Annotated in this window: 16 protein-coding genes and 1 pseudogene; 7 read left to right on the top strand and 10 right to left on the bottom strand. The window is 62.8% G+C overall.

The features are described 5' to 3' along the window. Positions 1 to 10: 10 nt before the first annotated feature. Positions 11 to 1,438, bottom strand: coding sequence for a mechanosensitive ion channel domain-containing protein (locus KW568_RS28110; protein ID WP_003253551.1), 1,428 nt, complete (start codon positions 1,436 to 1,438; stop codon positions 11 to 13). Between the two features lie 321 nt (positions 1,439 to 1,759). Here KW568_RS28110 and ycaC (KW568_RS28105) point away from each other — a divergent pair, with 321 nt between their 5' ends. The 4 genes from ycaC (KW568_RS28105) to KW568_RS28090 all read left to right on the top strand — a co-directional run bounded on the left by ycaC (KW568_RS28105) (position 1,760) and on the right by KW568_RS28090 (position 5,856). After that, positions 1,760 to 2,389: an isochorismate family cysteine hydrolase YcaC gene (gene ycaC / locus KW568_RS28105; protein ID WP_259537307.1), complete on the top strand. Its 630-nt coding sequence runs from the start codon at positions 1,760 to 1,762 to the stop codon at positions 2,387 to 2,389. A gap of 117 nt (positions 2,390 to 2,506) precedes the next feature. Then, positions 2,507 to 2,815 carry a hypothetical protein gene (locus KW568_RS28100; protein ID WP_004575231.1) on the top strand — a complete coding sequence of 103 codons (309 nt, stop codon included), beginning with the start codon at positions 2,507 to 2,509 and terminating at the stop codon, positions 2,813 to 2,815. Positions 2,816 to 2,855: 40 nt separating this feature from the next. Further along, positions 2,856 to 3,674: an alpha/beta fold hydrolase gene (locus KW568_RS28095; RefSeq protein WP_003253555.1), complete on the top strand. Its 819-nt coding sequence runs from the start codon at positions 2,856 to 2,858 to the stop codon at positions 3,672 to 3,674. A gap of 199 nt (positions 3,675 to 3,873) precedes the next feature. Further along, positions 3,874 to 5,856 (top strand): amidohydrolase, encoded by a 1,983-nt coding sequence (locus tag KW568_RS28090; RefSeq protein ID WP_003253557.1) that lies wholly within the window; start codon positions 3,874 to 3,876, stop codon positions 5,854 to 5,856. 213 nt (positions 5,857 to 6,069) lie between these two features. Here KW568_RS28090 and KW568_RS28085 read toward each other — a convergent pair whose 3' ends face one another. From KW568_RS28085 to KW568_RS28075, 3 genes are all read right to left on the bottom strand, one after another. Beyond that, a complete protein-coding gene (locus KW568_RS28085) occupies positions 6,070 to 7,668 on the bottom strand; it encodes an MFS transporter (RefSeq protein WP_033725851.1) in 1,599 nt (532 codons plus the stop codon). A 1-nt stretch (position 7,669) separates the two neighbouring features. Continuing rightward, positions 7,670 to 8,932, bottom strand: a complete 1,263-nt coding sequence (locus KW568_RS28080; protein WP_004575232.1) for an OprD family porin — start codon at positions 8,930 to 8,932, stop codon at positions 7,670 to 7,672. Positions 8,933 to 9,139: 207 nt separating this feature from the next. Next, on the bottom strand, positions 9,140 to 10,051 hold the full coding sequence (locus KW568_RS28075; RefSeq protein WP_003253563.1) for a LysR substrate-binding domain-containing protein: 912 nt from the start codon (positions 10,049 to 10,051) through the stop codon (positions 9,140 to 9,142). A 228-nt stretch (positions 10,052 to 10,279) separates the two neighbouring features. On the opposite strand from KW568_RS28075, the gene ycaC (KW568_RS28070) reads away from it, so the two are divergent. After that, entirely contained in the window at positions 10,280 to 10,909 is a 630-nt protein-coding gene (gene ycaC / locus KW568_RS28070; RefSeq protein ID WP_003253564.1) for an isochorismate family cysteine hydrolase YcaC, read from the top strand. 131 nt (positions 10,910 to 11,040) lie between these two features. Here ycaC (KW568_RS28070) and KW568_RS28065 read toward each other — a convergent pair. The 4 genes from KW568_RS28065 to KW568_RS28050 form a co-directional block, all read right to left on the bottom strand. After that, a protein-coding gene (locus KW568_RS28065) for an IS3 family transposase (protein ID WP_085983016.1) occupies positions 11,041 to 12,395 on the bottom strand; the annotation gives its coding sequence in 2 pieces (ribosomal slippage) (positions 11,041 to 11,919 and positions 11,922 to 12,395; 1,353 coding nt in all). Between the two features lie 124 nt (positions 12,396 to 12,519). Then, positions 12,520 to 12,813, bottom strand: a complete 294-nt coding sequence (locus tag KW568_RS28060) for a hypothetical protein (protein WP_004575818.1) — start codon at positions 12,811 to 12,813, stop codon at positions 12,520 to 12,522. 689 nt (positions 12,814 to 13,502) lie between these two features. Then, positions 13,503 to 15,290, bottom strand: a complete 1,788-nt coding sequence (locus KW568_RS28055; protein ID WP_003253568.1) for a monovalent cation:proton antiporter-2 (CPA2) family protein — start codon at positions 15,288 to 15,290, stop codon at positions 13,503 to 13,505. Positions 15,291 to 15,489: 199 nt separating this feature from the next. Beyond that, positions 15,490 to 16,476, bottom strand: coding sequence for a GlxA family transcriptional regulator (locus tag KW568_RS28050; RefSeq protein WP_019752770.1), 987 nt, complete (start codon positions 16,474 to 16,476; stop codon positions 15,490 to 15,492). A 180-nt stretch (positions 16,477 to 16,656) separates the two neighbouring features. On the opposite strand from KW568_RS28050, the gene KW568_RS28045 reads away from it, so the two are divergent. Then, positions 16,657 to 17,019 (top strand): helix-turn-helix domain-containing protein, encoded by a 363-nt coding sequence (locus tag KW568_RS28045; RefSeq protein WP_033726508.1) that lies wholly within the window; start codon positions 16,657 to 16,659, stop codon positions 17,017 to 17,019. Positions 17,020 to 17,091: 72 nt separating this feature from the next. Then, on the top strand, positions 17,092 to 17,718 hold the full coding sequence (gene ycaC / locus KW568_RS28040) for an isochorismate family cysteine hydrolase YcaC (RefSeq protein ID WP_003253573.1): 627 nt from the start codon (positions 17,092 to 17,094) through the stop codon (positions 17,716 to 17,718). 54 nt (positions 17,719 to 17,772) lie between these two features. Here ycaC (KW568_RS28040) and KW568_RS31270 read toward each other — a convergent pair. Next, positions 17,773 to 19,941: pseudogene (locus KW568_RS31270) on the bottom strand (ATP-binding protein); the annotation flags it as partial. After that, positions 19,848 to 21,245, bottom strand: coding sequence for a serine/threonine protein kinase (locus KW568_RS31265; protein WP_409077981.1), 1,398 nt, complete (start codon positions 21,243 to 21,245; stop codon positions 19,848 to 19,850). The pseudogene KW568_RS31270 and the gene KW568_RS31265, both read right to left, overlap by 94 nt. Between the last annotated feature and the right edge of the window lie 178 nt (positions 21,246 to 21,423).

Here is a 21,423-nt window from a genome sequence, read left to right as displayed (position 1 = left end):
CAGCACAGGCTTACTTGTGCAGCCAGCTGAGGAAGCCACCTTTCTTGATCAGGGCCGGCTTCTGCAGCAACAACGACTCCCGGCTCTGCCGCCGGAACCGCTGCAATTTGCTCAACGCCGTCTGCACTTCGCCACGCTGCTGCAAACAGCTCTTCACCTGTTCCTTGTCGATCCGGTACAGCACGCAACTGGTCAGCGTGCGGAATTCGGCCAGCGAATCTTCGTCGTCGATGATCCCCTCGATCCCAAGCACCTCTCCCGGCCCCATGCGCCCGGCCTCCAGCCGCTTGTCTCCGTCGCGCACCGAGGCCGATACCACACCGCTGCCAATCACCAGCAGATGATCGGAATGCTCGCCCACCTCCAGGATCACCTGGTCCGCCAGGTACTCGACTGCAGTCATGCGCTGGCTCAACGCATCGCGCTCTTCATCACTTAGCGAGCGGAACACTCGAACCTCATCCAGCACCTCGCGCTGGCGGCTGCGCGGCGGCACAGCCAGGTCGACGTTCCACATCACCCCGCTGGCCTCCAGATGCCGGTGCGCCAGGTCGAACAACTGGTTACGTGCATCGCCCTTGGTGCCCGCATCGGCCACGAAGCCGCTGGCCTCGTACTCCACCGACTCCAGAGTCGAGGCCTTTACCGTCACCTTCGGCTTCGGGGTCGCAAGGATGGCACTGACGCCCTGCAAGGCTTTTTCCAGCGCATCGAACACACGCTTGGGCCGCACCTTGGCCGGGACCACCACGCTGATCGATACCCCGTGCACATCGGCCGGGCGACTGTGGTTGAGCAGCCGCGCCTTGGCCGCCACCGAGTTGGGGATTACCGCCAGGCTGCCGGTACCGGTCAGCAGGCGCGTGGCGCGCCAGTCGATGTCCAGGACCTTGCCTTCGGTGCCGTCGATGGAGATTGAGTCGCCAATCTGATAGGGCCGCGTGGTGTTCAGCACGATGCCGCTGAAGACGTCAGCCAGTGTGCTCTGCAGCGCCAGGCCGATGACGATGGCCATTACCCCGGAGGTGGCCAGCAGGCCCTTCACCGGCAGTTGCAGCACGTAGCCTGCGGCCGCGACCACGGCGGCGAGGAAGATCAACGCCCCCAGCACATCCTGCAGCAAGCGCCCGCCATGGCTGCCACGGGCCACCAGCAACAGGCCGAACACCACGGTCACCGTGCGCGCACCGAACAGCCACCAGCCGATGGCCAATACCGTGGCCATCAGGTTGCGCGAAAGATCGTCGGGCCACGGCGGTGGTTGCAGCGGGCTCATGCCCGCGGCCATCAGCACCGCGCTGAACAGCAGGAAGATCACCAGGCGCGCGCTGATGCGCCAGGCATGACGCTGAATGGGGATCAGTTGCCAAAGCACGAGGTCGAGCAGGATCAGGGCGCAACCGAGCAACAACGGGGACGACTGGATGAACGCCAGCATGGTGGTCTCGGGGGTGAGGGGAGGGCTGTGGGTAGTAATAGAGCAGGTTTGCCGGGCAGGCAATGCAAGCCTGTGCTGGCCCCTTCGCGGGTTTGCCCGCTCCCACAGGTAAAGCGCTGGTTTTGAACCTTGTGCGATCCCTGTGGGAGCGGGCGAGCCCGCGAAAAGGCCAGCAAAACCAACGCCAATCTATCGTTCCCAAAACAGAACGCTAAAGCCAAAAACCGCTATCTACCGCTCCAAAGGTGATGGTTTTAATCTTCTCCCATCAACGCGAAACACCCAACTTACTGAACATCAAAACCCTTAGGAGCTACCCCCATGACCCACTTCAAATACAACCGCCTGAACAAAGACGACGCTGCCGTACTGCTGGTTGACCACCAGGCTGGCCTGCTGTCGCTGGTGCGCGATATCGAGCCGGACAAGTTCAAGAACAACGTGCTGGCGCTGGCTGACCTGGCCAAGTTCTTCAACCTGCCGACCATCCTCACCACCAGCTTCGAGCAAGGCCCCAACGGCCCGCTGGTGCCGGAACTGAAAGCCCTGTTCCCAGATGCCCCGTACATTGCCCGCCCTGGCCAGATCAACGCCTGGGACAACGAGGACTTCGTCAAGGCGGTGAAGGCGACCGGCAAGAAGCAGCTGATCATTGCAGGTGTTGTGACTGAGGTTTGCGTGGCGTTCCCGGCGCTGTCGGCCTTGGAGGAAGAATTTGAGGTGTTCGTGGTGACCGATGCTTCCGGCACCTTCAATGAAATGACCCGTGATGCCGCGCATGACCGCATGAGCCAGGCGGGTGCCCAACTGATGACCTGGTTCGGCGTGGCCTGCGAGCTGCACCGCGACTGGCGCAACGATGTCGAAGGCCTGGCCGCGCTGTGCTCCAACCACATTCCGGATTACCGCAACCTGATGACCAGCTACAACGCCTTCAACGCCAACAAGTAAGCGCAAACGCCGCGGGCACCGCCAATCGGTGCCCGCCCAGGGCAGCACACCTATCCAATCCAGCGCCCGTCCGCCGTTGCACAGTGGATGCGGGCAAGCTCATCCCAAGGAACGCCGATGAACACCGCACTCCATAACAACCGCGAAGTGGTGACCGTATGCCTGCAACACAAGGTGCTTGATAGCTCGCCGGGCACCCCCGCAGCGCAACCGCCGCGCTGGAAACAGGCGCTGCTGACCTACCTGGTGATCTGCCCGATGACCATGGTCATCCCGCAACTGCTGGCGCCGCTGTTTGCACGCTTCCCGCAACTGGGCGGCGTGATCACCGGCAACCTGATCGTCAACCTGTTCGTCATCCTGCCCGTGGTGTTCTACATCATGCCTTGGGTAACCCGTCGCTGCGCCAACTGGCTGCGCGGCTGAGCCGACGCCTTCACCTCGAAACGTTCAAGGAGATACCGCTATGAGTACGTTCGTTACCCGCGATGGCACTTCGATCTATTTCAAGGACTGGGGCAGCGGCAAGCCCGTGCTGTTCAGCCACGGCTGGCCGCTGGATGCCGACATGTGGGATTCGCAGATGGAGTTCCTGGCCAGCCGCGGTTACCGCGCCATCGCCTTCGACCGCCGGGGTTTCGGCCGCTCGAGCCAGCCGTGGAACGGTTACGACTACGACACCTTCGCCGATGACATTGCCCAGCTGATCGAGCACCTCGACCTGCGCGACGTCACCCTGGTGGGCTTCTCGATGGGGGGCGGTGATGTCAGCCGCTACATCGCCCGCCACGGCAGCGAGCGGGTGGCCGGGCTGGTGTTGCTGGGCGCGGTGACGCCAGTATTCGGCAAGCGTGAGGACAACCCTGACGGTGTCGACCTGTCGGTGTTCGAGGGCATCCAGGCCGGCCTGCGTGCCGACCGCGCGCAGTTCATCGCCGATTTCGCCACGCCGTTCTACGGCCTGAACCATGGGCAGCAGGTGTCCCAGGGTGTGCAGACGCAGACCCTGAACATTGCGCTGATGGCGTCAATCAAAGGCACCCTGGACTGTGTGACGGCCTTCTCGGAGACCGATTTCCGTCCCGACATGGCCAAGGTCGATGTGCCGACGTTGGTGATCCATGGCGATGACGACCAGATCGTGCCGTTCGAGACCACTGGCAAGCAGGCGGCGGAGCTGATTCGCGGCGCCGAGCTGAAGGTGTATGCCGGGGCGCCGCACGGGTTTGCGGTGACCCATGCACAGCAACTGAATGAGGACCTGCTGGCGTTCCTTCAGCGGTAATGGTGGAAAACATTCGCGGGTAAACCCGCTCCTACAGACGTTGTAGGAGCGGGTTTACCCGCGAAGAGGGCGGCCCAGGCAGCAAAAAGCTTGACCAGGACTAACCTTCTTCAACCCACCGCACATCCATTCAAGCCCAGGCCTTGCATCAACCGGCATGCTTCGCAGTCCCCCTGCCGGCCCCTAGTCGGAGAAGCCTATGTCCCAGGATCGCAACGACAAGACCCGTCGCCAGTTCCTCGCCACCAGCACTGTGCTCGGTGCCGCTGGCGCGCTCTGGTCCGCATTGCCCTTCACCGGCCAAGCCGGTTCCGCTCACGCATCCAGCCAAGGAGGTTCCATGACCGCCGACCTGATTCTGTTCAACGGCAAACTGCACACCGTTGACCGCGAAAAGCCCACCGCGACCGCCGTCGCCATCAAGGACGGCCGCTTCATCGCCGTGGGCAGCGACGCCGAGGCCATGGCCCACAAGGGCGCCGCCACGCAAATCATCGACCTCAAGCAGCGCACGGTGATCCCGGGCCTCAATGACTCGCACCTGCACCTGATCCGTGGCGGTCTGAACTACAACCTCGAGCTGCGTTGGGAAGGGGTGCCGTCGGTGGCCGATGCCCTGCGCATGCTCAAGGACCAGGCCGCGCGCACGCCAACCCCGCAGTGGGTGCGGGTAGTCGGTGGCTGGAACGAATTCCAGTTCGCCGAAAAACGCATGCCCACCCTGGAAGAAATCAACCAGGCTGCGCCCGACACCCCGGTGTTCCTGTTGCACCTGTATGACCGCGCGCTGCTCAACCGCGCTGCGCTCAAGGCCGTCGGCTACGACAAGAGCACCCCGAACCCGCCAGGTGGCGAAATCCAGCGTGACAAGTTCGGCAACCCGACCGGCATGCTGATCGCCCGCCCCAACGCAATGATCCTCTACGCCACCCTGGCCAAGGGGCCGAAGCTGCCGCTGGAGTACCAGGTCAACTCCACCCGCCAGTTCATGCGCGAACTCAACCGCCTGGGCCTGACCAGCGCCATTGATGCCGGCGGTGGCTACCAGAATTTCCCCGATGACTACTCGGTGATCCAGGAGCTGGCCGACAACAACCAGCTGACCGTACGCATCGCCTACAACCTGTTCACCCAGAAGCCCAAGGAAGAACTGGACGACTTCAAGAAGTGGACCTCCAGCGTCAAGCTGCACAGCGGTACCGACTTCTTGCGCCACAATGGCGCGGGCGAAATGCTGGTGTTCTCTGCCGCCGACTTCGAGGACTTCCTCGAGCCGCGCCCGGACCTGCCGCAGACCATGGAAGAAGAACTGGAGCCGGTGGTGCGCCACCTGGTCGAGCAGCGCTGGCCATTCCGCCTGCACGCCACCTACAACGAATCGATCACGCGCATGCTCGACGTGTTCGAGAAGGTCAACCGCGACATTCCATTCAACGGCCTGCCCTGGTTCTTCGACCACGCCGAAACCATCACCCCGCAGAACATCGAGCGCGTGCGTGCGTTGGGCGGTGGTATTGCCATCCAGGACCGCATGGCCTTCCAGGGTGAGTACTTCGTCGACCGCTACGGCGCCAAGGCCGCCGAGCAGACCCCGCCGATCAAACGCATGCTCGAGATGGGCGTGCCGGTGGGCGCGGGTACCGATGCCACTCGGGTGTCTAGCTACAACCCGTGGACTTCGCTGTACTGGCTGGTCAGCGGCAAGACGGTCGGTGGCATGGAGCTGTACCCGGAAGGCCTGAGCCGTGACACCGCGCTGCAACTGTTCACCCAGGGCAGCGCCTGGTTCTCCAGCGAGCAAGGCAAGAAGGGCCAGATCAAGGTGGGCCAGCTGGCTGACCTGGCAGCATTGTCGCTGGACTTCTTCAGTGTCGATGAAGAGGCGATCAAGGGCATCGAGTCGGTGCTGACCATCGTTGATGGCAAGGTGGTGTACGGTGCTGGCGAGTTCGACAAGCTTGGCCCGCCGCAGGTGCCGGTGCTGCCAGAGTGGTCGCCGGTGACCAAGGTGCCTGGGCACTGGCGCGTTGGTACGCCATCGTTGGCAGCCGCGGTGCACCAGTGCTCGGGGCCGTGCGGGGTGCATGCACACAGCCATGACAAGGCGCGCAAATCGAGTGTCCCGGTCAATGACTTCCAGGGATTCTGGGGTGCGCTGGGCTGTTCGTGCTTCGCTTTCTAAGGTGAGCTGATGTGAAGAACGGGGGCCAATATCTGGCCCCTTTTTTGTGTCTTCAGTGCCGGCCCTTTCGCGGGTAAACCCGCTCCTACAGGGCCTTTGCTGCCTTTTCGCAGGTAACCCGCACCTACGGGGCCTTTGTGGTCCTTTCGCGGGTAAACCCGCGCATACGGGGGCTGCGCGGTCCTTGTAGCGAAAGGGCCGCAAAGGCCAGCATCAATGGTGAGCCTTATGCTCCCCGCCAGCCAACAAATGCCGAATTCGCACTTCAACCCCATCGGTCTGCAGCATCCTGACCCGCGCCTCGATCTTCAGTTCACCACGGGTCACCCGGTGGTGATGCCGCAGATGCTCCAGCCACGATTCCTCGAAGAAGAACTCCAGCCACAACGCCGGATCAGCACTGTCCCGCATCAACCCCCACGACAATGCGCCATTGCGCTTGCGCATCGCTTCCAGCTCCCGCGCCGCCTGCTGGAAGGCCTCGGCCTTGGTGGGGGCGATGTGGTACTCGACGGTGACCATCACCGGTCCGACTTCCTTGTCCATGTCATCGCTCAACACCGGCACCGGCCAATGCAGCGACGGCGTCAGCTCTTCTGCCTCGGTTTCCGGCAGCGTCACCTTGCAGGTCAGCAAGGTACCCAGCGCCAGGCCGCCTGCGGCCACCAGCAGGCTGAAGGTGAGCGTTGCATGGCTGGCCAGCGTGCCCCACAGCAGGCCGCCACAGGCCATGGCGCCGAAGAAAATCAGAATGTATACCGACAAAGCCCGCGCCCGTACCCAGGCTGGCACCGAAGTCTGCGCAGCCACCTGCAGGTTGGACAGCACCGCGATCCACGCCGCGCCACTGAGCAGCATCGCGGGCAGCAGCGCATAGAAGTTGCGCACCAACGCCAGGGCCAGCAGGAACAGGGCATACAGCAGGCTGGCCAGTAACACCAGGCGGTCACGGCTGATGCGCTCACGCAGGCGCGGCAGCAAGGTGGCACCCGCCACTGCGCCAATACCGATGGCCGCCAGCAGCAGGCCGAAGTCCGCTGCAGTGCCGTGCATCTCGCCACGCACGATCAGTGGCAGCAGCGAAGTGCCGGCGCTGGCGCAGAAAAAGAACGCCAACGCGCGTAGCATCACGGCCTGCAAAGGCTTGGCACTGCGGGCAAAGCGCAACCCGGTGCGCATGGCGCCAACGAAGCGTTCGGCCGGCAGCAGTGGTTCCTTCACCTCGCGCTTCCACAGGAACAACACCAGAATCACACCCGCGAACGAGATGGCATTCAGGGCAAAGGTCAGCCACGGGCCGACCATGCTCACCACCACCCCCGCCAGTGCCGGGCCGATGGCCCGTGACACGTTGATGCCGACACTGGAAAGCGCCACCGCGTTGGCCAGGTCCTCCTTGCCCACCAGTTCCGGTGTCAGTGCGCTCCACGCCGGCATCATCAGCGCTGTACCAATGCCCAGTGCCAGGGTCAGCACCAGCAGCAAGGTGACGTTCATCATCCCGAGCAAGGTCAGGGCCGCCAGCACAACCGCTACGCAAGACATCCACAGTTGCACCAGCAACAGGTAGCGGCGTTTGTCGACGATGTCCGCCGCTGCGCCCGCCGGCAGGGCCAGGAAGAACATCGGCAACGAGCCGGCTACCTGGATCAACGCCACGTGCAGCGGGCTGGCCGACAGCGTGGTCATCAGCCAGCCGGCGCCCACCTCGTGCATCCAGGTGCCGATGTTGGAGGCGATGGTGGCGATCCACAGCATGCGGAAGGTGGTGTTACGCAACGGGCTCCAGGCACCTGAAGGGGATGTACTCATGTCAGAAGCTGCCTTTGAGTGGGTATTCGATGATCAGGTAGATGCGGTCGATATCATTGCCCGCCTGGGCCTGGTTGGCGCGGTGGCTGACGTGGGAGAGCGACAGGCTCAGGTCCTTGGCAGCCCCCGACTGCACCACGTATTTCAGGTCGATGTCGCGTTCCCAGTGCTTGCCGCCGTCGCCGTACTGGTTCACATAGGCGCCGCCCGCCGGCGCATGGCTGCCGTCGATGCCGCGGCCGCTGACATAGCGGCCCATCAGGCTCAGGCCAGGTACGCCGAGGGTGGCGAAGTTCAGGTCATAGCGCAGTTGCCACGAGTGCTCGCCAGGGCCGTTGAAGTCGGCGTACTTGATCGCGTTGGCCAGGTAGATGGCGTCGCCGCCGACGAAGTCGAACGGGGTGTCGCCCTCGACCTTCTGGTAGGCCAGGCTCAGCGCCTGGGCGCCGAAGCTGTACCTGGCCAGCAGGCTGTAGGCGAGGGTGTCGATCGCCCCGGCGCTGGCGTTGCCGGTGTCGCGGGTTTTGTACAGGTTGCCGTCCAGGCGCCAGTTGCCCTCGGCCACGTTCAGGTTGAGGTAAGCCTGGCGCCAGGTGTTTTCCAGCTGCCCGGCATACAGTGCGGCGCCGAACGGCCCGTTGGGTGCGAAGGTGGCACCGGCCAGGCTGATGGCCCGGTTATGGGTGGTCGCGCCGTAGCCGCTGAAGTCGTCGTGGGTGGAGCTGTTGTCCTGGTTGTTGAAGGCAGTGAAACGCCCGGCCTGCAGGCGCCAGTCGGGCTGGTCGGTGTTTTCCACCCACCAGCCGGTGGCGTATTCCGGGTGCAGGCGTTTGTCACCGGTGTCGAACACCGGGGTTTCCACCATCATCTCGCCATAGCGCAGTTGGGTGTTGCCTAACTGCATTTTGAGCGCGGCACCGGCGCTGGAGTACTCGGACTCGGCGCGGCCATCGCTGTCGCGTGGCAGCAGGCCGGTGCCGCTATGGCCGCGGCCGCCGTCGAGCTTGAGGCCAAGAAAGCCATGGGCATCGATGCCGACGCCGACAGTGCCTTCGGTGAAGCCGGAACGGACCTCGCCGATGAAGCCTTGGGCCCATTCCTGGCGGTAGTTCTGGCCGCTGCCGGAGGGCGAGCGGAAGTCACTGTGCAGGAAATAGTTGCGGCTGAGCAGCGACCAGCCGGGCGCCTCGGCGTGGCTCAGCGCCGGCCAGAGGGCGAGGGTGGCGAGCAGGGCGCGGCCTGGTCCGTGAGTGGCGCGGATCATGAGGGGCTCCGGGGGATGATCCGGGAGTGTGGAAGAAGCGTAGACCCAAGGTCTTGTAAGGGTGTGCTGGGTGGGGATTTGCATTACCTGTACCGGCCCTTTCGCGGCTAAAGCCGCTCCTACAGGGCCACCACCGGCCCCGAGCCTTGTGCAATACCTGTGGGCGCGGGCAGGCCCGCGAAGAGGCCGGCTCAGCCAGCCAGGCACTCAAGCCATGTCGCTGATGGCGAACTCCTCAGCCAGATGATCGATCAGCGCTCGCACCGAAGGCAGCAACCCACGTCGCGATGGGAAGATCGCATGCACGATGCCGCAACGCGGGTGCCAGTCCGGAATCAGCTCAACCAGGCGTCCTGCCGCCAGGTCCTCACGCACCGCCACCCGCGGCAAGTGTGCAATCCCCACTCCGGCTACCACGAAGTGGCGCAAGGCAAACAGGTCATCAGTCACCATGCGTGGTGTATGCGGGATGACGATGCTGCGGCTGTTGTCCTCACCCTGGAACAGTTCCCACTGGTACTCGCGCTGGGCACTGCCCCAATGCACGCTGGGTAGCGTGCCCAGCAGCTGCGGATCAAAGCCTTTGGGCAGTTGCGCCAGGTATTGAGGTTGACCGACCAGGCACTGGGTGCTGTTGCTCAGCACCTTCATCACCATGTCAGTGTTCTCCAGCGGCGGAAAGCGCACCCGCAGGGCGATGTCGAAGCCCTCATGCAGCAGGTCGACACGGCGGTTGGTACTTTCGATGAACAGCTCCACCTGCGGGTACTTGAGCATGTAGCGGGTCAGCATCGGCCCGACCCAGGAGTTGAGCAGGGTGGTCGGGCAGCTGATGCGGACCAAGCCGCGCGGTTCGCTGCGGTTGCGCTCGATGATCTCCGCCGCGCCCTCGGCCTCCACGCGCATGGCCAGGCAACGGTTGTAGTAGGCCTGGCCGATCTCGGTCAGCGAGCAGTGCCGGCTGGTGCGGTGCAGCAGCCGCACGCCCAGGCGGTCTTCAAGGTCGGCGATGCGCCGGCTGAGTTTTGACTTGGGCATGTCCAGCGCCCGCCCGGCCGGGGCGAAGCCGCCATGTTCGACGACCTGGGTGAAGTAGTAGAGGGAGTTGAGGTCTTCCAATGATCGGTCTCCGGGTATTTGGTTGCCTGTGCCGGCCTCTTCGCTTGTAGGAGCGGCTTTAGCCGCGAAGAGGCCGGCACAGCCCCTACAAATCCATCGTTCATAAATCAGAACGCTAAAGCCAGATTCTGCTAACTACCGCCGCAAAGGTGATGATTTTAATCTGTGCCCATCAACGCGAAATACCCCGGATTGCTGAAAAATTCATAACCCTTAGGAGCACAGACCATGAGCAAATTCACCTACAACCGCCTGAACAAAGACGACGCTGCCGTACTGCTGGTTGACCACCAGGCTGGCCTGCTGTCGCTGGTGCGCGATATCGAGCCGGACAAGTTCAAGAACAACGTGCTGGCGCTGGCTGACCTGGCCAAGTTCTTCAACCTGCCGACCATCCTCACCACCAGCTTCGAGCAAGGCCCCAACGGCCCGCTGGTGCCGGAACTGAAAGCCCTGTTCCCAGATGCCCCGTACATTGCCCGCCCTGGCCAGATCAACGCCTGGGACAACGCGGACTTCGTCAAGGCGGTGAAGGCGACCGGCAAGAAGCAGCTGATCATTGCAGGTGTTGTGACCGAGGTTTGCGTGGCGTTCCCGGCGCTGTCGGCCTTGGAGGAAGAATTTGAGGTGTTCGTGGTGACCGATGCTTCCGGCACCTTCAATGAAATGACCCGTGATGCCGCGCATGACCGCATGAGCCAGGCGGGTGCCCAACTGATGACCTGGTTCGGCGTGGCCTGCGAGCTGCACCGCGACTGGCGCAACGATGTCGAAGGGCTGGCTGCACTTTGCTCCAACCACATTCCGGATTATCGCAACCTGATGACTAGCTATAACGCGCTGACTGCGGGTAAGTAATCAACCATCAGCAACGCGCACAAAGGCCGGCTCTCTCTGTAGGGAGCCGGCCTTTTTTGTTTGCTGTACCGGCCTCTTCGCGGGCAAGCCCGCTCCCACAGGGTGGACTGCCCCCCAAAAGTTGGACAGTTTTAAGCTGCAGCCTGAGCCCTGTACTCCACAGGGCTCAGGCCATTGAGCCTCAGCTTGATGCGATCATGGTTGTAGTAGTGAATGTACTCATCCAGACCCGCTCTCAGCTCATCAATGCTCTCGAAACGCTTCAGGTAGAAAAACTCAGACTTGAGCGTGCCGAAGAAGCTTTCCATGGCCGCGTTGTCCAGGCAATTGCCTTTTCGAGACATGCTCTGCTTTACCCCACATTCGCTTAGCTTACGGCGGTATTGCGCCTGCTGGTAATGCCATCCCTGATCCGAATGCAGCACGAGCTTCGGTTTCTCTCCCAGGCAATCGAGCGCTTTGCCAAGCATGTTCCCAACCAGGCTATAGCACGGGCGGCTGGCCATTTCGTAGGCCACGATTTCGCCGTTGTACAAATCCATCACGGGCGACAGATAGAGCTTCTGTTGAGCTACTTTGAACTCGGTTACGTCAGTCACCCACTTTTGGTTTGGGCGTTGAGCGATAAAATTTCGCTCCAGTACATTCGCTGCCACTTTACCGACGGTACCTCGATAGGAGCGATATTTCTTGGGGCGCACTACTGATTTCAATCCCTGCTCAGCCATCAGCCGTTCAATGACCTTCTTGTTCACCCGCTTTTCCTTCCTGATTACGAGTGCGATACGGCGATAACCATAAAGCCCTTTCTGCTCGTGGTAGACGCGATGCACCAATGCCTTGAGCTCAGCATGCCGATCTGGCTTCTGCTGAGCTTTGAGCTGGTAGTAGAAGGTGCTGCGCGCCAGCTCGACCAGTTGAAGGAGGTCAGGCAAAGGAAACCTGCGCTTGAGTTTGGAAACGATCAGGACTTTTTCCCGCGTGTTCGTTCCTTTTCCTCGCGCAGAGCCTTGAGCTCCTTTAGGACAGCATTCTCCATGCGCAGGTACTCAAGTTCAGCCATCAGCTGATCTCGAGACTTCTGATCATCATTGGTATCGGTGGGTTTGGCAGGCTTGATCTTCTTCGACACGTCGATTGGCTTTCTTGGCTTGATGGCAGTAGAGGGTGCAGGACTGCCACTGTAGTACTGCCGCTGCCAAATGCCTATCTGAGAAGACTGCCCAAGACCAAAGTGGGCAGCGGTCTGGCGCAGCGAAAGCCGATGCTCGTGCATATAGCTAAGCACCTGCTGTTTGAAATCACTGGTATAGCGCCGCCCATGCGAGCCTGGACCAATGCCATTATTGGCCTGATAACTGGCCACCCAGCGTCGAAGCAGGCTGAAATCGATACCTAAGTGTTGAGCCACCTTTCGGAAACCGTTGCTGCCATCCAGGTAGGCTGTGATCGCTGTGAGCTTGAATTGCTCGGTGTACTTACCCATAGATCCCCCAAGGGTTGGATTGGTGTCCAACTTCTTGGGGGCAGTCCAGGGATCGCGCAAGATTCAACGCCAGTGCAGTACCTGTGGGAGCGGGCGTGCCCGCGAAAGGGCCGGTGCAGGCGACTCAGTTCATGGGCTGTGACTCAATCCCATCCAGCAATGCCTCAACCAACCCTTCTGCCATTTCGAGTGCGTTCAGGTTGCTCCAGAACAGGCTCTTGCCTGTGTCATCCAGATGTTCCAAGGCTTTGTAGCCACAGTCGTAGGCACCGCGCAGGTATTGGGCGACATGCACCAGGGCATCGTGGGCGGAAACGCCTGGGTTTACGGTGAACAATGGGGGATGGCCGGCATCGCAGCGGCTGAAAGAGCGTTGTGTGGTGTTGGGGAAGGGTGGATCGGGGACGATTCTTTTCATGGCAATTCCTTCTCCAGGATTGAACTGCAACCACCCGTTTCCACGCAGAAGGCGGCAGTTGTGCGCGGGGTGGAAAACCGGGGAGAAGGCAAGCCGGTAGGCCAAATGGCCTCACGCGCACAACTGCCATAACGGCAGCCCTTCATCACATCCGGGTTTCCACACCCGATCGCTGAACCGACAGCGACCCGGTTAGCCTAGAGAGCAGGCCTTCCCTGGACAATCAGACGGGCGTCGACACGGTGTGTAGGATAATTCCTTGGGATTGGCGTGAACGTAGGAAATGGTTCGCGGGGAAGTAGGACCCAGCTGAGAATTAGACGATTTTGTGATGGCTTTTGTGTGTTCGCGTAATGGCGGCGAGGTGATCGTCAGGACATTGCAGGATGGCTTCCAGGTGCCTGGCGATAGTTTTTGGGCGCCCATGAGATCGAGCGCCGCCCGCGCGGCGCTTCGCGGGTAAACCCGCTCCTACGTTTGTTTCTGGCCAGTCCCTCCTGTGCCAGGCGCGCGCGACCGCCTTGTTTGTACGACGCGATATCGAGGCGTGCGCCAGGGGGCTCGCGTGCGCATCCCACAGGAATAACTGGCCCGAAACAAATGTAGGAGCGGTTTTACCCGCGAAGCGACGCGCGGGCGGCGCTCGATCTCACACGCACTACAACCCTCAAGGCATGTGCCAAAAGGCCTCAATCCGCATCCGAATCAAACAACCTTTCCAACTCCACCCGCGCCTCCTTGGCCGTCTGCATCACCTTGGCCCGGTCATCACGCACTTGCCCCTGGGCCTCCAGCACCTCTTCGTCATGCTGGGTGAACCGCGCAATACGGTCTGCCGCCTGTTCATCGCTCAGGCCCAACCCCACCAGTGCCCGACGGGTCATTTCCAGGCTGGAATAAAACGTCTCGCGAATCGGCTCGGCGCCCACATCCGCCAGTTTGTGCACATGCTGGCGGTTACGCGCCCGGGCCAGCACCTTCAGGTGAGGGTAAAGACGCTTCACCCGTGCGGCGGTATGAATGGCGGCTTCAGGGTCATCAATGGTGATGATGAAGTACTCCGCTTCACCCACCTTGGCGGCGTGCAACACCTCCGGGCGCAGCGGGTCGCCGTAGAACACCGGCACCTGTTCGAACATACGGGTCATCTCGATGGTGTCCACCGAGGTTTCCAGGGCAACGAACGGGATCTTCTGTGCCCGCAGGATGCGCGCGACGATCTGGCCCATGCGGCCCATGCCGACGATCACCACCCGCGGCGTATCCGTCTGGATCTGCTTATATTGCTCGGGCACTTCACGCGCCGGTTGCGGGCGTTTGAGGGCGCGGGCGCAACCCAGCATCAGCAGCGGGGTGATGGCCATCGACAGGGTAATGGTCATCAGCAGCAGGTCGTAGGTCTGGGTGTCGAACAGGCCCTGGTCCTTGCCCAGCTTGAACACCACGAAGGCGAACTCGCCACCGGCCGCCAGCACCATGCCCAGGCGCAGGGCGCTGGCGCTGTTCAGGCCGCCGACCCAGCGGCCGACGCCTATCAGCAACAACAGCTTCACGGCCACCAGCAACAGGGTCAGGCCCAGCACCACCAGTGGCATTTCCAGTAGCAGGCGCAGGTTGGCGCCCATGCCCACGCTGATGAAGAACAGCCCCAGCAGCAGGCCCTTGAAGGGTTCGATCTGCGATTCCAGCTCGTGACGGTATTCCGAGTCGGCCAGCAGCAGGCCGGCGAGGAAAGCGCCAAGGGCCATGGAGATACCCGCTTCTTCCATCAGCCAGGCGGTGCCGATCACCACCAGCAGTGCGGTGGCAGTAGACACTTCCGGCAGGCCGGTGCGGGCCACGGTGCGGAACACCGGGCGCAACAGGTAGCGACCGCCGATGATCACCACGGCGATGCTGGCGAATACCTTCAGGCCGTGTTGCAGGCTGTCGCCTTGGCTGGTGTCCGGGCCACTGGCGGCCAGCAGCGGTACCAAGGCGATCAGCGGGATCGCGGCGATGTCCTGGAACAACAGGATGGCGAACGCCAGACGGCCGTGCGGTGCATTGAGCTGCTTGCTCTCGGCCAGGCTCTGCAGGCCAAGGGCGGTGGACGAAAGCGCCAGGCCCAGGCCGAGCACGATGGCTGCTGGCAGCGTCTGGCTGAAGCCGAACAGGGCGATGGCGCCGATGACTGCACCGGTCAGCACCACCTGGGCAGTGCCGACACCAAACACCGACTTGCGCATCAGCCACAAGCGTTTGGGCGACAGTTCCAGGCCGATGATGAACAGCAGCAAGACCACGCCCAGTTCGGAAATGTGCGCCACGCTTTCTGTGTCGCGGATCAGGCCAAGTGCTTGCGGGCCGATGACCACACCGGCGAGCAGGTAGCCGAGCACGGCACCCAGTTGCAGGCGCTTGGCCAGGGGGACGGCGAGGACGGCGGCAAGCAGGAAGATCACCGCGGTTTGTAGAAGGCTGCCTTCGTGTGGCATTGGCTCGTACTCCATGAGCTGCCGGGGCAGCGTTCGAACAGTTTGACGGACAATTCTGAGGGGTGGGGTGGGGTCAGACAATCATCTGACGGGAAGAAACATTGTCTTGTTCAGGGTGACAATCGGTGCCGGCGCCTACCCAGGCTTCAAGGCCTGTGCTGTCTCTGTGGGAGCGGGCGCGCCCGCGAGGAAGGCAGCGCTAATCCGACTGTTCACCGCCACCAAACTGTGCCCGATACTGCGCCGGCGTCATGCCAATTCGCTCAAAGAATACCTTGCGCATGTGTCGGTCACTGCCAAACCCGCACTGCGCCGCCACCACCTTCATCGGCAGGTCACCGCATTCGAGCAGCTTGCGTGCGCGATCGATGCGCGCATTCTGCAGGTACTGCAGCGGCGTAATGCCCACCTCACGTTGAAACGTCCGGGCAAAGTTGCGCCCGCTCATGGCCACCAGTTCGGCCATTTTCTGCACGGTGAACGCCTGCTCGATGTGGTCGACGATATAGGCCTGTACCCGGGCAATCGGCGAGTCATCGCGTGGTACCGCAGCCAGCAACGGCCCGTAGGGTGTCTGCCCGCCCTGACGGTGGCGGGCAACCAGAAGTACCTTGGCCACTTCCAGGGCCAGCGCCTTGCCATGGTCCTCGGCCACCACCGCCAATGCCAGGTCGATCCCCGCAGTGATACCGCCCGAGGTGATCAGGCAGCGGTCCATCACGTAGATCTGCTCGGTCTCCACCTTGGCCTCGGGGAACGCCTGTGCCAGGCGCTCCACGTAGTTCCAGTGGGTGGTACAGCGATAGCCATTCAGTAACCCGGCCCGCCCCAGCAGGAACACCCCGGTGCAGATGGCGCCGAAGCGCTTCGCCTGGCGTGCGGCCTTGGGCAGCCAGCGCTCGATCCCTGGCAGGGCGGTGTCATAGGCCCCTGGGCCGCCCGGCACCAGCAACAGGTCGACGGCCTCCGGCAAGTCTTCCAGGCGCTGGTCTGCCACCACCTTCAGGCCGCATGAGCCGCGCACCACTGCTTGCCCCTCGGCCAAGGTCAGCAGCCGATATTGCCGTGCTGCAGGCAAGAACCGGTTGGCGATGGCGAATGCATCCATGGGGCCGGTGACATCCAGCAGTAGCACATCGTTGAACAGCACCATGGCCACGGTGCGGTGGGCGGGTTTTTCCTGCATGCCTCTGTCGCCTTGAATGCCGGCCGCAGGTAGCGGCCAGAAGCTGAATACGAAACGCATCTTAAGATATCGGCAAAACGCCCAGGGCCAGCAGCGCACAATTAACAACAATTCAGGTTTGGCTCAGGACTTCGTCATGTGCCGGGGGCGAGACTTTCTGCATTGAACAGGAGAGTCGCCATGTACCCTGGGACGCCCGAAGCGCCGCTGCAACCCCCCGGCGCACTCACGCCCGCGCGGCTGCGCCGGGCCAAGGAGCTAATGTTGCACAGCCCGTTGTCGATCATTGAGATCGCTGCGGTATGCAACCTCACACGCAGCCACTTTTCCCGCGCCTTCAAAGTCAACACCGGCCTTTCGCCGCAGGCCTGGCGCCTGCTGGCGCGCATGGAAAAGGCCAAGCGCTTGCTCGCCACCGAGGCGCCTATCACCCATGTGAGCCTGGAATGCGGTTTTTGCGACCAGGCCCATTTCACCCGCGCTTTCAGCCGCCTGGTCGGCCAGCCACCCAAGGCCTGGCGGCAGGCGCAGGTACTTTCTTAAGCCGAAGCTATCCACCGGTATAACCCCCTGCGGACAGTGCCGGCCCGTTATCCCAACCCAAGGAGTCACCCCATGAGCCAACCCGATTACAAGCGCCTGAACAAAGACGACGCCGTGGTGCTGCTGGTCGACCACCAGACCGGTCTGATCTCGCTGGTGCAGGATTTTTCGCCCAACGAATTCAAGAACAACGTGCTGGCCTTGGGCGACCTGGCCAAGTTCTTTGGCCTGCCGACCATCCTCACCACCAGCTTCGAGCAAGGCCCGAATGGCCCGCTGGTGCCCGAGCTGAAAGAAATGTTCCCGGATGCGCCGTACATTGCCCGTCCGGGCCAGATCAACGCCTGGGACAACGAAGACTTCGTCAAGGCAATCAAGGCCACGGGCCGCAAGCAACTGATCATCGCCGGTGTGGTGACCGATGTGTGCGTGGCATTCCCGACCCTGTCGGCGCTGGCGGAAGGCTTTGAAGTGTTCGTGGTGACCGATGCCTCGGGCACCTTCAACGAAACCGTGCAGCAAGCGGCTTGGGTGCGCATGACCCAGGCGGGTGCGCAGATGATGAACTGGTTCTCGGTGGCCTGCGAACTGCACCGCGACTGGCGCAACGACATCGAAGGGCTGGGCAACCTGCTGTCGCAGCGTATTCCCAACTACCGCAACCTGATGAACAGCTACGCGGCGCTGGCCTCGCGTTGATGTAATCCTGAATCGGCCTCTTCGCGGGTAAACCCGCGAAGAGGCCGGCACAGGCTATGCGTGACTCACAGGCAGACTGAAACGAATCCGGCATCCACCCAACTGCGACACCAGCGCCTGCAACTGCCCGCCGTGGGCCTGGGCCACCGAACTGCAGATCGCCAAGCCCATCCCCATGCCACCGGTCTTGGTGGAGTGAAAGGCATCGAATACACGCTCCCGCTCGTCCGCCGCGATACCCGGCCCGTTGTCGTCCACGCAGACCTCCACCCCATCCTCGACCACCGCCGACGCAATCTTCAGCACCCCGTCACTGCGATACCCCGACAACGCTTCCAGGGCATTGGTAATCAGGTTGAACACCAACTGCTGCAACTGCACCGGGTCGGCTGTCACGCACACCCCGGCCTTCAGCTGCGTCTGCACATCCACCTTGCCCTTGGCGGCGTCGGCCGAGGTCAGGCGCACCACCTCGCGGATCAATTCGTCCAGCTTCACCGCCTTGAGTTGCATCGGTGACTGCTTGGCCAGGGACCGCAGCGCCCGCACGATGTTGCCGGCCCGTTCGCTGTCGTTGCGGATGTCTTCCAGGCCGGCAATTGCTTCTTCCAGGTCGGGGTTGGGGCGTTTCAACCAGCGCAGGCTGGCCGCGGCATTGGAGGCGATGCCCAGTAGCGGTTGGCTGATCTCGTGGGCGATGGACGCTGACAGCTCATTCATCGCCTGCAAGTGCGCACTGCGCGCCAGTTCCGCACGCGAGCGGCGCAACTCAGCCTCCATCTGTGCGCGGATCTGGTTTTCCTCGGCCAGGCGTGTGTAGAACTTGGCCGTTTGTAGCGACACCGCTGCCTGTGAGGCGAGGATTTCCAGCATGGCCAGGCGCTGACCGCCGAACAGGTTGGGCACAAGGCGGTTTTCCAGGTACACCAGGCCGATCAGCACGCCTTGGATCACCAGCGGCAGGCACAGCACCGAGCGGGCGTTGCGCGCCTGCAGCTGTTGGCGGAAGGCCTCCGGGCACTCACTGAGGGCATCGTTGAGCACCAGCGGTTTGCGGGTGCGCATGGTGGTGTTGATGACTGACAGCGGTGCCTGGGTCATGAACTTCTGGCAGTTGTCCATGCTCACGTGCAGCCCGGCATCGTCGATGTAGGCCAGGGCGGCCATCTGGAATTCGGCGCCGCTTACAATCAGCAGCGCGCCATGGTCGGCGCCGGAGTGCTGGGTCAGGTGGCCCATCAGGGTTTCGATCAGGCCTTCGAGCAGCACTTCCTCGGACAGCGCCCGCGCGGCTTCGATGCCGGCTTCGAGGTCCAGCCTGGCCTGGTGGGTGGCACGGTAGGTCTCCTGAATCGGCTGGGTGCGCAGAAACGGATGCAACGTCTCAAGCTGGTGCACCTTGCCGGTCGCGCCCCAGATATGGAAGCAGTCGCGTGCGATACGCAGGTGCAGGTTGGCGCCGGAGATCAGGCCGCTGGGGATGCACACCTCGGCCAGCTGTTCGTGGGCCAGTGCCTGCTCGTGGATGAAACCGGCAGCGGTGGCGGCGATTTGCGCCTGGTCAAAGCAGCGGATCGCGGCCAGGCCGTCGCCTTCGAGCTTGGCGATGACGCCCTCGATCAGCAACTGCTTGCTGCGGAAGGTGGCCGGGTTGAAGCCGGCCCAGCGGCTGAAGCGCTCGCGCATGGCCTGCAACTGGCGCAGCTTGTCGGCAAGACTGCCCGGGGCCTCGGGGCTGCCCAGGGCCAGGGCGCGGAACAGATGATAGTCAGCCAGGTTGATGTGCGCCGGTGCCGCCCAGCTGTTGTCACCGGCCAATGCCAGGTCGCGCATGGCCTTCGGGATATTGCCCATGTAGAAGGCGCACATGGCGGCGAACAGGTGCTGGAAGAACCGCGTGGTGGGCGATCTCGAGGCAGTGGCCGGGGCCGGGCAGGGCATGCCGCTCAGGTTGGCGACGAACGCTTGCTGGGCCAGCAGGATCTGCTCGATATCGCCGTAGCCGTGGCGACGCACAGTGGCCAGGCCTTGCGCCACTTCCTCGACCACGTCCGGCAGGTAGCGGCCCATGAACAGCGAATCTGAAACCAGGTGGTTGCAGGCATAGCAGCTCATCGCCAGGTCACCGCTCAGGCGCGCCGAGTCGACCGCGTCCAGCGCGGTACGTCGGGCGAATTCCATGGGCGAGGTCCAGGCGCTGACCTGGTCCAGGGCCAGCAACGGTGCAACGCAAGGCGCGTGGGCTTGGCGGGTAATTGGGGCAAGGGGCCGAGAATCAGTTGCAGGTCCGGGGCCAGCTTGCCAAGCAGACGGCCATGACTTTTGATGCGGCGCTGGATTTCGCGACGCAGGGTGACGAGGTCCTGACTGTTCTTGGCCAGCAACTGGGTAGTCAGGGCACCGAGTACTTCGATCCAGGGCGTGTAGGGCACTGCTTGGGCGTGGCTGTTGCACGTGCCGACGGCCCAGTAACCTTCGGCGTTGGCCTTGAGAGCTGCTTTGACCAGGCTCGACTTGCCCATGCCAGCAGCGCCGTAGATGACCAGGGCTTGTGGTTTGCTGTCGCGATGCAAGGCCTTGAGCAGCAGGGCGATAGCCTTTTGCTCGGCGCTGCGGCCATACAGGCGTGCGTGGTCGGGCGCTACCGGGTCGGCGCAGCCTGGGGTGAAGGGTGCCATGGTTTTGTGGGCGGCCCACTGCCGCTGGCAGTGAGCCAAGTCCACTGCAAAGGCGCGCGCGCTCTGGTAGCGGGCGTCCGGCTCTTTGGCCAAGGCCTTTGCCAGGACCAGGCTGAGGGGGGGCGGCACCTTGCTGTCCACTTCGCTGGCCGCCCGCGGCTGCACACCAGCATGCAGCTGTCGCCAGTGCTGGGTGTCGCGCCCGGCCAGCGGCAGTTCGCCTACCAGTAACTGGTAGAGGATTGCCCCCAGGGCATAGATATCACTGCGTCGGTCGCTGCTGCTTCCGTGCGGGCAAACCTGCTCCGGCGCCAGGTAGGCCCAGTTGCCGAGCGGGGTGCCCTGTTCGCTGATCCGTTCTGCTGGGTCGGCGCGAAAGAAGCCCAGGCGCACCCGCTGGTGGGCGCGCAGGTACACATGTTCGGGCTGCAATGTACCGTGCAGCGCATTGCGTTCGTGCGCTTGCGCCAACGCATGGGCAGCGTTCACCGCGATGTCGAGAAACGGCTCCAGCGCCGCAGGGCCTTCAGCGATCAGGTCGGCGACTGAGAGGCCGGCCGGGTACACCAGCAAGGGGCCTTCGGCCGAGCGCACGAACGCCGAGGGGATCACCGCCCACTGCGGGTCCAGTTGCAGGCGGTAGTCACGCTCCAGGCGCTGACAGGCGGAAGGTGCCTCGAGCGGCGCGCGCACGGCGATCCAGGCTTGGTGTGAAGCGGGGTCGCGCAGGCGGAAATAGCTGAGCTCACCTTCCTGGCCCAGCGCGCTGATCTCGCACCGGTTCAGCCAGCCCTCGTCGATTGACTGGTCGTAATCGATGGGCCTGTGGGCAAGGCGTTCATCGAGCATAAAGCACCCCCGCTAGCGACATCCTGAGGCGCGAGTATACGCAGCGGGCCCAGCGTGGATGCGGGTTACAGCCTGCTTGGCAGGAACGGGCACGCTGTTGTCCGTTATCGTCCCCTGAGGGCTGGCGGGCTTTTGTATAGTCCTTTGGCCAACCTATCCCTCGGGATAATTGTCTGAA

It is taken from the genome of Pseudomonas sp. HD6515 (assembly GCF_024971855.1).
GTDB classification, from domain to species: domain Bacteria; phylum Pseudomonadota; class Gammaproteobacteria; order Pseudomonadales; family Pseudomonadaceae; genus Aquipseudomonas; species Aquipseudomonas alloputida.
The sequence above is the reverse complement of the archived record's forward strand: the minus strand, read 5'-3'. Positions and strand labels throughout refer to the sequence as shown.